A 13,301-nucleotide genomic window follows, 5' to 3' on the forward strand; every position below is an offset into this window, starting at 1 on the left:
AATGTGGAGTCACGGCGGGCAGCAGTGAGCCCGCCGACAACTTACGCAGGAGGCAGCGATGGCTCAGGAGCAGACCAAGCGTGGCGGTGGTGGCGGCGAGGACGACGACCTCACCGGCAGCACGGCCGCCGGGCAGGAGCGTCGCGAGAAGCTGGCCGAGGAGACCGACGACCTGCTCGACGAGATCGACGACGTTCTCGAGGAGAATGCCGAAGACTTCGTTCGCGCATACGTACAGAAGGGTGGACAGTGACCTGGCCGCAACGCGATCAGCTGGCCTTCCCGTCACCCCTCCCCGGAGCACCTTCCGTCCCCGTGGACCTGTCGTCTTTCTCTGAACTGCTACGCCGCCAGGCGCCCGAACTCCTACCCGCCCACCGCGCCGCCCAGTCCGGCGACGCCCATTCCGACTTCGCGCCGCACGGCACCACGATCGTCGCGTTGAAGTTCCCCGGTGGCGTCGTCATGGCCGGTGACCGCCGCGCCACCCAGGGCCACATGATCGCCAGCCGCGACGTGCAGAAGGTGTACATCACCGACGACTACACGGCGACCGGCATCGCCGGAACGGCGGCCATCGCCGTCGAATTCGCCCGGCTCTACGCCGTCGAACTCGAGCACTACGAGAAGCTCGAGGGCGTCGCGCTGACCTTCCCCGGCAAGGTGAACCGGCTAGCGACCATGGTGCGCGGCAACCTCGGCGCGGCTTTGCAGGGCTTCGTAGCTCTGCCGCTGCTCGCCGGCTACGACGTCGACGACCCGAACCCGGAAGCGGCGGGCCGCATCGTGTCCTTCGACGCGGCCGGGGGCTGGAACTTCGAGGAAGAGGGCTACCAGTCGGTGGGCTCGGGTTCGATCTTCGCCAAGTCGTCGATGAAGAAGCTGTATTCGCAAGTGAGCGACGGGGATTCGGCGCTGCGGGTGGCGATCGAGGCGCTCTACGACGCCGCCGACGACGATTCCGCGACCGGCGGCCCCGACCTGGTGCGGGGTATCTACCCGACCGCGGTGATCATCGACGCCGACGGCGCGGAAGAGGTCTCCGAGCAACGCATCGCCGAGTTCGCCCGTCAGGTCATCGAAAACCGTTCGCGCGCTGACACGTTCGGCCCGGACGCCGTCCACCGTTCGACCGACGCGCGGGGAGATTCGTGAGCTTTCCCTATTTCATCTCGCCCGAGCAGGCGATGCGTGAGCGTTCCGAGCTTGCGCGCAAAGGTATCGCCAGGGGACGCAGCGTCGTGGCGCTGGCGTATGCCGACGGCGTGCTGTTCGTCGCCGAGAACCCGTCCCGCTCGTTGCAGAAGGTGAGCGAGCTCTACGACAGGGTCGGCTTCGCCGCCGTCGGACGGTTCAACGAGTTCGACAACCTGCGACGCGGCGGCATCCAGTACGCCGACACCAGGGGCTACGCCTACGCCCGCCGCGACGTCACCGGCCGTCAGCTGGCCAACATCTACGCCCAGACGCTGGGCACGATCTTCACCGAGCAGGCCAAGCCCTACGAGGTCGAGTTGTGCGTCGCCGAGGTAGCCCACTACGGCGAGACGAAACCCCCGGAGATGTACCGCATCACCTACGACGGGTCGATCGCCGACGAGCCGCACTTCGTGGTCATGGGCGGAACGACCGAACCCATCACGACCGCGCTGAACGACTCGTACACCGAGAACGCCGGCCTGCAGGACGCGGTGAAGATCGCCGTCGACGCGCTGCACGCCGCGGGTAACGGCGGCTCCGAACAGCGCGTGCTGGGGCCGTCGACGCTCGAGGTGGCAATCCTGGACGCCAACCGGCCACGACGGGCGTTCCGTCGGATCACCGGCTCGGCTCTCGAAGCGCTGCTGCCGGAAGCGGAGACGCCCGCCGAGAACTCCGACACCGACGGGGAGTAGTCAGCCCGCGGCCGGCGCCGGTCGGGCCCGGATGAGGATGAGCTCGGCGAACTGCTCGGGGCACTCCAGCGGGGTGAAATGCCCGGCGTCATAAGCGAAGTGCAGGTGCACGTCGCTGAAGTAGTGCCCCAGCCGGTCCGACCACTCGGCGGGGAACAGCGGATCGTGGTGCGGCCACACCACGTCGGTGGGCACGTGGATCTTGATGGCCCGCTCGGGCGGTAGTTCGGTCAGCGATTGCGCGATCATCCCGGCGCCCGCCCGGTACCACGCGATCGACGCCGTGAACGCCCCGGGCAGCGCGTAGTCGGACACCAGCCGCTCCATATCGTCGTCGGAGACGGCGAAATTCGGCCCGGACCAATGCGTCCAGAAGTGTCGCAGGTAGTCGCGGACCAGATCGGGATTTCCGTCGAGCAGCTGTCCGGCCAGCGGCAGTTGGTGAAACGCCTGATACCAGAACTCGCTTTGCGCCTTGGCGGTCAGGACGCGGTCGCCGGCGCCGGGTAGCGGCGGGGACAGCACCAGCGACCGCACTAGGTCCGGCTGCATGCGGGCGACGCTCTGCGCGACGCGGCTGCCGACGTCGTAGCCGGCGAGCACCACCTCGGTCAGCTCCAGCTCCCTGATCAGGCCGATGACGCTGCCGGCCTGCGCCGTGGCGCTGTAGAAGTGCCGGATCGCGACGGCGTGCTTGTCCGAACCACCGAACCCGCGCAGGTCCGGCACGATGACATCGGCGGCGTCCCCGAGCAGCGGCACCACGCGGCGATAGTCCTGCCGGTTGCCCGGCCAGCCGTGCAGCAGAACCACGGGCGGCGCGCCCTTGGTGCCGAACCGGTCGTAGGCCAGCCGGAACCCGTCGACGGGGGAGCTGCGGGACCACACCGGCTTATTCTGGCCAGATCTCAACCCGGTTGTCGTGAGGTTGCGCGATCCCTGCGGATATCGCCGGTGATCACCCCGAGGATCGACCGCCACGCGTCTGACGGGGCGTTGAGCACGTCGGAGTGGGCGCCCGGGCCTGCCATCGGCCTCCCGTCGTCGTAGCGGCCGGCGGGCAACCGGATCACGCCCGGCATCTCGTCGGGGTCGGCGCCGTGCGGGCCGCCCGGAATGCCCTGCACCGCGGTGATGAAGTCGCCCGGCGGCGTCATCGAGAAGCGCAGCACGTGCGGGTTGCGGTTGTGCCAGTCCTCGGGGTCGTGGACTCCGACGCCCGCGCCCGCGGCCGCCACGTACAGCGTGCGGTCCGAGGTCATGCCCAGCGCCTCGGCGGTGCCAACGATGGACCCGCCGTAGGAGTGGCCGATCACGGTGACCGGGATGCGTCGCCGGGTCGAGTCCACCGTGCGGTCGACGTCCTCGCTGAACGCGACCAGTCGGGGCGCCATGTTCAGCGCGTATCGCGGGTCGGCCGCGTTCGCGAGGCCGCTCACGATGCTGTCGCCGCGCGGGAATGGTCCGCCGAGGTAGGTGATCGCGGCGACGTCACCGCGGGTCGCCGAGACGAAGCGGCGGGCGGTCGTGGCGTTGGCGGCCGATCCGGTGATTGTCGTGTTCAGCCCGGGCACCAGCACCGCGACGCTGGACGCCGACGCGACGTCGCCGTGCAGTTCGATCAGAGATCCCCGTGCGGGATCGAAGCCGAGGAGCTGACGGTCGAGGCGGCCGTGTTTGCCTGCGGGGTCGTCGATCTCACCGAGCAGCTCCTGGTACACCGCAAGGCGTTCGGGGTCGGGTTCGCGCAGCACGGCCTGCGCGACGTTGGTGCGGTTGGCCTGAACCCGCATCTCCCACGGCACGCCGTCGGTGTTGCCGACCTGCTCGGGAAACTCGTGGACCAACCGCTGGCGCTGCTCGGGCGTCAGCGCCGCGATCTGGGCAGCGATCCCGTCCTGGCTCGTCGTCGGCCACGCGGCGACGACGTCGGCGTCGGCGGTCTGCGCACCGGCCGGCAGGGGGATCGCGAGTGCCTCGGCGATGTCGGCGGCGGCGTCGGCGTCCGCGGCGTCCAGCCGATCCAGCGCCGCAGTGAGTCGGTCGGTCAGCTCGTCGGCGCGCACGGTGAGCATCTCCGCGGCGACGGACGGCGCACCGCCCGACAGCGTGACCAGCAGCGACGACGGCGGGGCATGCACCGCGACCGACCCGGTGTCGTCGACGGTGAAGCCCTCCGAGCGCGCGGTGTCCACCAGCGTCAGCACGCCGGCCCGGGCCGCGCCGAGCTGGGCGGCACCGTCGCGGGCGGCAGCGGCCGCCAAGACCAGGGCCCGCGCGAGCGTATCCGCCGTCGCGACAATGCTTTTCGCCTTCATGCCGGCGGCGTCGGCGGCCGTACCGGTCCAGAAGCTGAGATCGGCGGGCAGGGTGTCGGCGTGCGCGGACAGGAACCGGGCATTGCCGTCCCACCCGTCGGCCAGCCGGTTCAGCGCGGCAGGCTGCCACGCTTCGACCTGGCCGATGGTCGGCCGCGTCACCGTCCGATGCGGTCGCCGGTGCGTTGTTCGGCGCGTTCGAACGCGTCCGCCGAGATTCGGGCCGCGAGCGCCCAACCGCGCATGATGGCGACGACTTCGGCGAGTCCGGGCGCGACGGGCGCCGGTTCGGCGACGCCGGCGACGGCCGTGCCGCGAAGGTCGTCCGGATTCAATTCGGGCCAACGCATCTCGGCGATCCGGTCGGCGGCGGTCATGACCCGGTCGGCGACGGTGCGCAGTTGCGACACGTCGACTTCAACGATTTCCCCCATGGCTCATGCTGACAGAACCGGCGGCCACGCCGCTGAAGTTATCCACAGGCCCGCGCCCTTACGGACCGCCGCGAGGATGTCAACCGAAGGTCCGCCGCCTTCTTCGGCGCGGCTTGCCCTCCGTGACCGGCGAGCAACAAGTAGTCTCGATGAGGTGCAGCGACGAATCATGGGCATCGAGACCGAATTCGGTGTCACCTGCACGTTCCACGGCCACCGTCGGCTCAGCCCCGACGAGGTGGCTCGCTACCTCTTCCGGCGAGTCGTGTCGTGGGGCCGCAGTTCGAACGTCTTCCTCCGAAACGGCGCCCGGCTCTACCTCGACGTGGGCAGTCACCCCGAGTACGCCACCGCCGAATGCGACAGCCTGACGCAGTTGGTCACGCATGACCGGGCGGGTGAGCGGGTGCTCGAGGACCTGCTGATCGACGCCGAACAGCGGCTGGCCGACGAGGGCATCGGCGGTGACATCTACCTGTTCAAGAACAACACCGACTCGGCGGGCAACTCCTACGGCTGCCACGAGAACTACCTGATCGTGCGGGCCGGCGAGTTCTCGCGGATCTCCGACGTGCTGCTGCCGTTCCTGGTGACCCGCCAGCTGATCTGCGGTGCGGGCAAGGTGCTGCAGACCCCGAAGGCCGCGACGTTCTGCCTGAGCCAGCGTGCCGAGCACATCTGGGAGGGTGTCTCGTCGGCGACCACTCGGTCGCGCCCGATCATCAACACCCGCGACGAGCCGCACGCCGACGCCGAGAAGTACCGCAGGCTGCACGTCATCGTCGGCGACTCGAACATGTGCGAGGCCACGACGATGCTCAAGGTCGGCACCGCGTCGCTGGTGCTCGAGATGATCGAGGCCGGGGTCGCGTTCCGCGACTTCTCGCTGGACAACCCGATCCGCGCGATCCGCGAGGTCAGCCACGACCTGACCGGCCGCCGTCCGGTGCGCCTCGCAGGCGGCAGGCAGGCCAGCGCGCTCGACATCCAGCGCGAGTACTACTCCCGCGCCGTCGAGTACCTGCAGAGCCGCGAGCCCAACACGCAGATCCAGCAGGTCGTCGACCTGTGGGGGCGCCAGCTCGACGCCGTGGAGAGCCAGGACTTCGCCAAGGTCGACACCGAGATCGACTGGGTGATCAAGCGCAAGCTGTTCCAGCGCTATCAGGACCGCTACAACATGGAGCTGTCCGATCCGAAGATCAGCCAGCTCGACCTCGCGTATCACGACATCAAGCGCGGTCGCGGCGTGTTCGACCTGCTGCAGCGCAAGGGCCTGGCCGCGCGGATCACCACCGACGAGGACATCGAGGCGGCCGTCAACACCCCGCCGCAGACCACGAGGGCCAAGCTGCGCGGCGAGTTCATCAGCGCCGCGCAGGAGGCGGGCCGGGACTTCACCGTCGACTGGGTGCATCTCAAGCTCAACGATCAGGCGCAGCGCACGGTGCTGTGCAAGGACCCGTTCCGGTCGGTCGACGAGCGGGTGAAGCGGCTGATCGCCTCGATGTAAGTCTCGCGAGCGCTCACTCTTGTACGGTTCGGGGCTCGGATTCTGTACAAGGATGAGCGCTCGGCAACTATCCACAGGGGCTATTGGCGCTCACGGCTCCCGGAATCCAACAATTCGTGAATGCCGCCAGAACTTCGCGCCGTGTTCGCCGCACAGGGAGCGGTTGCGACCTCTGCGCAAATCCTGCGGCACCTGACCCGTCGCGCTATGCAGCGCCGACTGCGGTCGGGCGAGTTGGTGCGGATCTACCCCGGCATCTACAGCCTCGGTACGCCCGACGTGCAGACACGCCTGCGGGGGTTGGACCTCCGGTGTGGTGAATCGGTGATTGTGTGTCTGGGCACCGCGGCGGCGATGTTCGGTTTCGATACCGAGGGCGTCAACGACCTCCACGTCCTCAATCCCACCGGCCATCTGCTGCGCGACCACGACGGCCTGAAGGTGCACCGACGGGATGGCGCGCAGCTGACCAGTTTCGCCGGCCGTCGGCTCACCGCTCCGGCATGGACGGCGGTCGAGGTGGCCCGCAGCCTCCGGCGTCCGCGTGCTCTGGCGACGCTCGACGCGGCATTGCGCAGCGGCACGTGCGACCGGCACCAATTGCGACTCGCTGCGAAAGCCCAATGTGGCAGGCGCGGAATCGTCGCGGTGCGCGAACTGATCGCGTTGGCTCGGCCGGAGGCGGAATCGCCGATGGAAAGCGAAGCCCGACTGGTGATGGTCGACGGAGGCTTGCCGGATCCCCTTCTCCAATACGAGATTCTCGACCGCGACGGCCTGTTGTGGCGCGTCGACTTCGCATGGCCCAACCAACGCCTCGCCGTCGAGTACGACGGATTCAACTGGCACAGTTCGCCCGACGCGTTGCGCAGAGATCGCCATAAGCGAGCGGCCCTTGAGGAGGTTGGATGGCGGGTCCTGTCGATCGTCAGTGACGACGTGCGTCGCCGCCCCGAGGTGATGCTGCGTCGCATCGACGCCCATCTCACCCGCACGGCCGCTGCGTGAGCGCTCACCTATGTACGGTTTCGACGCGAAAACTCGTACAAGGCTGAGCGCTCGCCGGGCAGACCGGACACCCTAAGCTGGGTCGAGTGGCGATCTCCAAAGTCGAGCGGCTGATGAACCTCGTGATCGCGCTGCTGTCGACACGGAATTTCATCACTGCCGAGCGGATCCGGCAGACGGTTTCCGGCTACTCGGACAGCGCCAGCGACGAGGCATTCTCCCGCATGTTCGAGCGCGACAAGAACGAGCTGCGCGACTTGGGCATACCGCTGGAGACCGGACGGGTCTCGCAGTTCGACCCGACCGAGGGCTACCGGATCAACCGCGACGCCTACGCGCTGCCGGCGGTCGAGCTGACCCCTGACGAGGCCGCCGCCGTCGCGGTGGCCACCCAGCTGTGGGAGTCGCCGGAACTCATCACCGCCACTCAGGGCGCCCTGCTGAAGCTGCGCGCGGCGGGCATCGACATCGACGCGGTCGAGGCCGCTCCGGCGATCACGTCGACCGCGGCGTTGCCCGGCCTGCGCGGGTCGGAAGAGGTGCTGGGAATCCTGTTGTCCGCCATCGACTCCGGACAGGCGGTGCAGTTCCCGCACCGGCCGTCGCGCAGCGACCCGTACACCACCCGCACGGTGGAGCCCTGGGGCGTCATCACCCACCGCGGCCGCTGGTATCTGGTGGGGCACGACCGTGACCGCGACGCCACCCGCACGTTCCGGCTCTCCCGCATCGGCGCCGAGGTGGCGACGGTCGGGCCGCCGGGTGCGGTCAAGCGGCCGCGCGACGTCGACCTGCGCGAGATCGTCGAACGCGCCGTGAGCGAGTGGCCCTCCGGTGGCCAGGCCCGCGTGTGGATCGCCGAGGGCAGGGGCACGGCGCTGCGACGACGGGCCGCGGCGACGGCCCCGGAAACGCTCAACGGCCGCGCGGGCGAGGTGATCACCCTCGACATCGGGATGTTCGACCGGCTGGCCCGCGAGATCGCCAGCTACGGCCCGGACGCGGTCGCGCTCGAACCGGAGTCGCTGCGGGAGGACGTGCTGGCCAGGCTGCGGGCGCAGGCGAAGGCGGATCGCGCATGACGGCCGTGTCGACCCGGCTGGTCCGGTTGCTCAACATGGTGCCGTACTTCCAGGCCAACCCGAAGATCACCTACGCCGAGGCGGCCTCGGATCTCGGCGTCAGCGTCAAGCAGCTGCGCGAGGACCTCAACCAGCTGTGGATGTGCGGGCTGCCTGGCTACGGGCCCGGCGACCTAATCGACTTCGAATTCTCCGGCGACACAATCGAAGTCACGTTCACCGCGGGCATCGACCACCCGCTGCGGCTGACGTCGCCGGAGGCGACCGGCGTGCTGGTGGCCCTGCGCGCGCTGGCCGACGTGCCGGGCATGGTCGATCCGGAGGCGGCGCGCAGCGCAATCGCCAAGATCGAGAACGCCGCGGGCACCGTCGGCAGCGACGGCGCGGCGGTCGAAGAACCGGCGCCGATCGAGAGTGACGCGGCCGCGGCGGTGCGGGCGGCCGTCCGTGACGGGCGGGCGTTGTCGATCGAGTACTACTCGGCTTCGCACGACATGCTGACCAGCCGCATCGTCGACCCGATCCGCGTCGTGCTGGTCGGCGACCACAGCTACCTGGAGGCGTGGTGCCGCACCGCCGAGGGGGTGCGGCTGTTCCGGTTCGACCGCATCGTCGACGCGCAGGTGCTCGACGAGCCCGCGGCGCCACCGCCACCGGCGGTGCAAGCCGAACCGGACACCTCGCTGTTCGACGCCGACCCGGCGCTGCCGTCGGCGACGCTGCTGATCGACCGTTCGGCGGCGTGGATGTTCGACTACTACCCGCTGCGGGTGAGCCGGGAGCTTCCGAACGGGGGGTGGGAGGCCGCGATGACCTACGCCTCCGACGACTGGATGGCCCGGTTCTTGCTCGGGTTCGGCTCCGCCGTGCGGGTGCTCGAACCCGCCGACCTCGCCGATCGGGTTCGCGAGTCGGCGCATGCCGCGTTGCGCGCCTACGGCGAGAAGACCGAGTGACGGTAGACTGGCCCGGACGTCTGGAGGTGACCTAAATGGGCGGTCTACAACCCTGGCACTGGGTGATCGTTATCGCTGTATTCGTGCTGCTCTTCGGTGCCAAGAAGCTCCCGGACGCGGCGCGCTCGCTCGGCAAGTCGATGCGGATCTTCAAATCGGAGATCAAGGAGATGCAGTCCGATTCCAAGCCGGAAACGCCGCCGGCGACTCCGATCGCCTCGGAGCGGGTCGACAACGCCGCTGGAGACAACGCAACGGCCCCGACGACCGAGCAGCCGTCGGACAAACGTCCGGCCTGACCGTCGAGAATCGACTAACCGCGGCCACGGTGCCGCGTCAGTAGGCATGTCGTGCAGACCCCAGGACTCTTCCGAAAACTCGATCCTCGCCGACGGCGCTCCCGGGTCAACCCCGATGGCACGATGTCGCTGGTCGAGCACCTGCACGAACTACGCACCCGACTCCTGATTTCGGCCGCCGCGGTCGTCCTCACCACGATCCTGGGCTTCCTCTGGTACACCCACGGTGTCTTCGGACTGCCCAGCCTCGGCGACTGGCTCCGCGGCCCGTACTGCGCCCTGCCCCCGTCGTCCCGGGCGACCATCGCGCCCGGCGACGAGTGCCGACTGCTCGCCACCGCCCCGTTCGACCAGTTCATGCTGCGGTTGAAGGTCGCGCTGACGGCGGGCATCGTGCTGGCCTGCCCGGTGTGGCTCTACCAGATCTGGGCGTTCATCACCCCGGGGCTGTACAAGAAGGAGCGCCGGTTCGCGATCGCGTTCGTCACGGTCGGCGCGGGACTGTTCGTCGCGGGCGCGGTGCTGGCCTACCTGGTGCTGGCCACCGCGCTGGGCTTCCTGCTCACTGTCGGCAGCGACGTGCAGATCACCGCGCTGTCCGGCGACCAGTACTTCGGCTTCCTGATCAACCTGCTGCTGGTGTTCGGTTTCAGCTTCGAGTTCCCGCTGGTGATCGTGATGCTCAACGCGGTCGGCGTGCTGACCTACGAGCGGCTCAAGGCGTGGCGCCGCGGCCTGATCTTCGCGATGTTCGTCTTCGCCGCGCTGTTCACCCCCGGCTCGGATCCGTTCTCGATGCTGGCGCTGGCGGCGGCCCTGACTGTGCTCCTGGAGTTCGCGATCCAACTCGCGCGGCTGCACGACCGGCGCAAGGCCAAACGCGCCGCGCTCGAGGACATCCCCGACGACGCGGCGGCGCCGATCGGACCGGTCGAACCCGTCGACGCGTCCAGCACCGTGCCGACGTCCGCGCGGCATGTGATCGATGACGATGCCACCTAGTGAATTGGGCTGCGAGCTGGCCATATTCAGCGAGCAGTTGTCATTCACGCTCGACGACTTCCAGCGCCGCTCGTGCGAAGCGCTGGAGAACGGGCACGGAGTGCTGGTGTGCGCCCCGACGGGTGCGGGCAAGACCGTCGTGGGGGAGTTCGCGGTGCACCTCGCGCTGGCGGCGGGCGGGAAATGCTTCTACACCACGCCGATCAAGGCGCTGAGCAACCAGAAGCACACCGATCTGGTGTGCCGGTACGGCCCGGAGAAGATCGGCCTGCTGACGGGGGACCAGTCGATCAACGGCGACGCCGACGTGGTTGTGATGACCACCGAGGTGCTGCGCAACATGCTCTACGCGAATTCGTCCTCACTGCACGGGCTTTCGTATGTCGTGATGGACGAGGTGCACTTCCTGGCCGACCGGATGCGCGGTGCGGTGTGGGAAGAGGTCATCCTGCACCTGCCCGACGAGGTGCGACTGGTCAGCCTGTCGGCCACGGTGAGCAATGCCGAGGAGTTCGGCGGCTGGATCCAGACCGTGCGCGGCGACACGGCGGTCATCGTTGACGAGCATCGCCCGGTTCCGCTGTGGCAGCACGTCTTGGTCGGCAAGCGACTGTTCGACCTGTTCGACTACCGCGCCACCCGCGCCGACCGCGCTCCCAAGAGGCAGAACCGGGAGCTGGTGGTCGACCCGGAGTTGTTGCGCCACATCGCACATCGGCGCGAAGCCGACCGGCTCACCGACTGGCAGCCGCGGGGCCGGGGCCGCAACAGGGGCCGGCCGACCATGTACCGCCCGCCGTCGCGGCCGGACGTGATCGCCACCCTGGACCGCGAAGAGCTGCTGCCCGCAATCACATTCATCTTCTCGCGCGCGGGCTGCGACGCGGCGGTCAAGCAGTGCCTGCGGTCGTCGCTGCGGCTGACCACCAACGAGGAACGGGCCCGCATCGCCGAGGTCGTCGACCGTCGCTGCGGCGATCTGCCCGAGTCCGACCTGATCGTCCTGGACTACCACGAATGGCGCGAGGGGTTGCTGCGCGGCCTGGCCGCCCACCACGCAGGCATGCTGCCGGTGTTCCGTCACACCGTGGAGGAGCTGTTCTCCGCGGGCTTGGTGAAGGCCGTATTCGCCACGGAGACACTGGCTTTGGGCATCAACATGCCCGCCCGCACGGTGGTTCTGGAGCGGTTGGTGAAGTTCAACGGCGAGCAACACGTTCCGTTGACGCCCGGCGAGTACACCCAGCTGACCGGGCGGGCCGGCCGTCGCGGCATCGACGTCGAGGGCCATGCGGTGGTGTTGTGGACCCCCGACGTCGAACCCGCCGAGGTGGCGGGGCTGGCGTCCACCCGGACGTTCCCGCTGCGCAGTTCCTTTGCGCCGTCGTACAACATGACGATCAACCTCGTCCGGCAGATGGGCCCGGCCCAGGCGCACAAACTGCTGGAGGCCTCGTTCGCGCAGTATCAGGCCGACCGGTCGGTGGTCGGGTTGCGCCGCGGCATCGAGCGCGGCGAGCGGATGCTCGAAGAGATCAGCGCCGAACTGGGCGATGACGCAATCCTCGACTACGTCCGGCTTCGGATGCAGATCTCCGAACGCGAACGCGCCCAGTCGCGAGCGTCGCGGTTGCAGCGCCGCAGGGCCGCCAACGAAGCGTTGGCATCACTGCGTCGCGGCGACATCATCACGATCACCCACGGCAGGCGCGGGGGATTGGCCGTCGTGCTCGAACCGGCCCGCGACGACGAGGATCCTCGCCCGCTGGTGCTGACCGAACACCGCTGGGCCGGGCGGATCTCGTCGGCCGACTACTCGGGCACGTCGGCCCCGCTGGGGTCCATGCCGCTGCCCAAACGCGTCGAGCACCGCAACCCGCGCGCCCGGCGCGACCTGGCGTCGGCGCTGAACTCCGCGGCCGAACGCCTCGATTTCCCTCCGAAGAAGGGCAAACGCAGCGGCCACGCGAACCCCGAGCGCGACATCGACCCCGAACTCGCCGTTCTGAGGGAGCAATTGCGCGCCCACCCCGTGCACCACCGGCCCGACCGCGAGGAGAAGGCACGGCTGGCCGAGCGGTACCTGCGCATCGAGAAAGACAACGAGCAGATCCGGCAGAAGGTGGCGGCCGCGACGAACTCCCTGGCGCGCACGTTCGACCGGATCGTGGCGCTGCTGACCGAACGGGGATTCATCGCCGGGGCCGCCGACGATCCGAAGGTGACCGACGACGGGCGCCTGCTGGCCCGGATCTACAGCGAGAGCGACCTGCTGGTGGCGGAGGCCCTGCGCACCGGCATCTGGGACGGGCTCGACGCGGCCGAACTGTCGGGCGTGGTGTCGGCGGTGCTCTACGAGGCGCGCGGCGACACGCCGGGCGGGCGCGACGGCTTCGACATCCCGACCGGCAAGCTGCGCCGCGCGCTCAACCAGACGCGGCGGCTGTGGAGCGAGCTGCGCGCCGACGAACAACGCCACCGGATCACGGGCAGCCGCGAACCCGACGACGGATTCGTCGCGGCGATTTTCCGCTGGGCCACCACCGGCGACCTGACCAGCGCCCTGGCCGCGTCGGATGCCACAGGCAGCGGATCGCCGCTGTCGGCGGGTGATTTCGTCCGGTGGTGCCGACAGGTGCTCGACCTGCTCGACCAGGTGCGCAACGCCGCACCCAGCGCCGCCTTGCGGGCCACCGCGAAACGCGCGATAAACGACGTTCGACGCGGCGTCGTCGCTGTTGATGCGGGGTAATGTGTCGGGAGCAAGACGCCCAGATATTCGCGGCTCGGCCGC

General features: G+C 69.1%; 13 protein-coding genes. 10 read left to right on the top strand and 3 right to left on the bottom strand.

What is annotated here, in order from left to right; genetic code table 11:
- Positions 1-58 precede the first annotated feature (58 nt).
- From A5752_RS11740 to prcA, 3 genes are read left to right on the top strand one after another with little or no spacing between them, the layout of a single operon-like run.
- On the top strand, positions 59-253 hold the full coding sequence (locus A5752_RS11740) for a ubiquitin-like protein Pup (protein WP_003887572.1): 195 nt from the start codon (positions 59-61) through the stop codon (positions 251-253).
- Positions 250-1,155 carry a proteasome subunit beta gene (gene prcB / locus A5752_RS11745; protein WP_067085271.1) on the top strand — a complete coding sequence of 302 codons (906 nt, stop codon included), beginning with the start codon at positions 250-252 and terminating at the stop codon, positions 1,153-1,155. The genes A5752_RS11740 and prcB overlap by 4 nt, the downstream gene beginning before the upstream one ends.
- Positions 1,152-1,895 carry a proteasome subunit alpha gene (gene prcA / locus A5752_RS11750; protein WP_067085273.1) on the top strand — a complete coding sequence of 248 codons (744 nt, stop codon included), beginning with the start codon at positions 1,152-1,154 and terminating at the stop codon, positions 1,893-1,895. Before prcB ends, prcA begins: the two co-directional genes overlap by 4 nt.
- Here the strand turns inward: prcA and A5752_RS11755 are convergent, their stop codons facing one another.
- The 3 genes from A5752_RS11755 to A5752_RS11765 are packed head-to-tail and all read right to left on the bottom strand — an operon-like array spanning position 1,896 to position 4,647.
- The gene (locus A5752_RS11755) at positions 1,896-2,783 is read right to left on the bottom strand and encodes an alpha/beta fold hydrolase (protein ID WP_067085275.1); all 888 of its coding nucleotides are present in this window, start codon (positions 2,781-2,783) and stop codon (positions 1,896-1,898) included.
- A 20-nt stretch (positions 2,784-2,803) separates the two neighbouring features.
- Positions 2,804-4,375, bottom strand: coding sequence for an alpha/beta hydrolase (locus A5752_RS11760; RefSeq protein ID WP_067085276.1), 1,572 nt, complete (start codon positions 4,373-4,375; stop codon positions 2,804-2,806).
- Positions 4,372-4,647, bottom strand: coding sequence for a DUF7162 family protein (locus A5752_RS11765; RefSeq protein WP_067085278.1), 276 nt, complete (start codon positions 4,645-4,647; stop codon positions 4,372-4,374). The genes A5752_RS11760 and A5752_RS11765 overlap by 4 nt, the downstream gene beginning before the upstream one ends.
- Positions 4,648-4,801: 154 nt before the next feature.
- On the opposite strand from A5752_RS11765, the gene pafA reads away from it, so the two are divergent.
- From pafA to A5752_RS11800, 7 genes are all read left to right on the top strand, one after another.
- Complete coding sequence (gene pafA / locus A5752_RS11770) at positions 4,802-6,160, top strand: Pup--protein ligase (RefSeq protein ID WP_156613781.1); 1,359 nt, start codon at positions 4,802-4,804, stop codon at positions 6,158-6,160.
- 120 nt (positions 6,161-6,280) lie between these two features.
- Positions 6,281-7,168 (top strand): type IV toxin-antitoxin system AbiEi family antitoxin, encoded by an 888-nt coding sequence (locus A5752_RS11775; protein ID WP_067085282.1) that lies wholly within the window; start codon positions 6,281-6,283, stop codon positions 7,166-7,168.
- An 86-nt stretch (positions 7,169-7,254) separates the two neighbouring features.
- Complete coding sequence (locus tag A5752_RS11780; RefSeq protein WP_067085284.1) at positions 7,255-8,250, top strand: helix-turn-helix transcriptional regulator; 996 nt, start codon at positions 7,255-7,257, stop codon at positions 8,248-8,250.
- A complete protein-coding gene (locus tag A5752_RS11785; RefSeq protein ID WP_067085286.1) occupies positions 8,247-9,206 on the top strand; it encodes a helix-turn-helix transcriptional regulator in 960 nt (319 codons plus the stop codon). The genes A5752_RS11780 and A5752_RS11785 overlap by 4 nt, the downstream gene beginning before the upstream one ends.
- 35 nt (positions 9,207-9,241) lie before the next feature.
- Positions 9,242-9,505, top strand: coding sequence for a Sec-independent protein translocase subunit TatA (gene tatA / locus A5752_RS11790; protein WP_067085288.1), 264 nt, complete (start codon positions 9,242-9,244; stop codon positions 9,503-9,505).
- A 51-nt stretch (positions 9,506-9,556) separates the two neighbouring features.
- Positions 9,557-10,507 (top strand): twin-arginine translocase subunit TatC, encoded by a 951-nt coding sequence (gene tatC, locus A5752_RS11795; RefSeq protein WP_067085290.1) that lies wholly within the window; start codon positions 9,557-9,559, stop codon positions 10,505-10,507.
- A complete protein-coding gene (locus A5752_RS11800; protein WP_502686720.1) occupies positions 10,497-13,259 on the top strand; it encodes a DEAD/DEAH box helicase in 2,763 nt (920 codons plus the stop codon). Before tatC ends, A5752_RS11800 begins: the two co-directional genes overlap by 11 nt.
- The last annotated feature ends 42 nt before the right edge of the window (positions 13,260-13,301 follow it).

This window comes from Mycobacterium sp. 852002-51961_SCH5331710, from assembly GCF_001665535.1.
Classification (GTDB): domain Bacteria; phylum Actinomycetota; class Actinomycetes; order Mycobacteriales; family Mycobacteriaceae; genus Mycobacterium.

Excerpts from the sequence above, each read along its gene's own strand:
- A5752_RS11740 (WP_003887572.1), top strand. The coding sequence starts at position 59 with ATGGCTCAGGAGCAGACCAAGCGTGGCGGTGGTGGCGGCGAGGACGAC.
- A5752_RS11765 (WP_067085278.1), bottom strand. The coding sequence starts at position 4,647 with ATGGGGGAAATCGTTGAAGTCGACGTGTCGCAACTGCGCACCGTCGCC.
- A5752_RS11775 (WP_067085282.1), top strand. The coding sequence starts at position 6,281 with ATGCCGCCAGAACTTCGCGCCGTGTTCGCCGCACAGGGAGCGGTTGCG.
- A5752_RS11785 (WP_067085286.1), top strand. The coding sequence starts at position 8,247 with ATGACGGCCGTGTCGACCCGGCTGGTCCGGTTGCTCAACATGGTGCCG.
- tatA (WP_067085288.1), top strand. The coding sequence starts at position 9,242 with ATGGGCGGTCTACAACCCTGGCACTGGGTGATCGTTATCGCTGTATTC.
- A5752_RS11800 (WP_502686720.1), top strand. The coding sequence starts at position 10,497 with ATGCCACCTAGTGAATTGGGCTGCGAGCTGGCCATATTCAGCGAGCAG.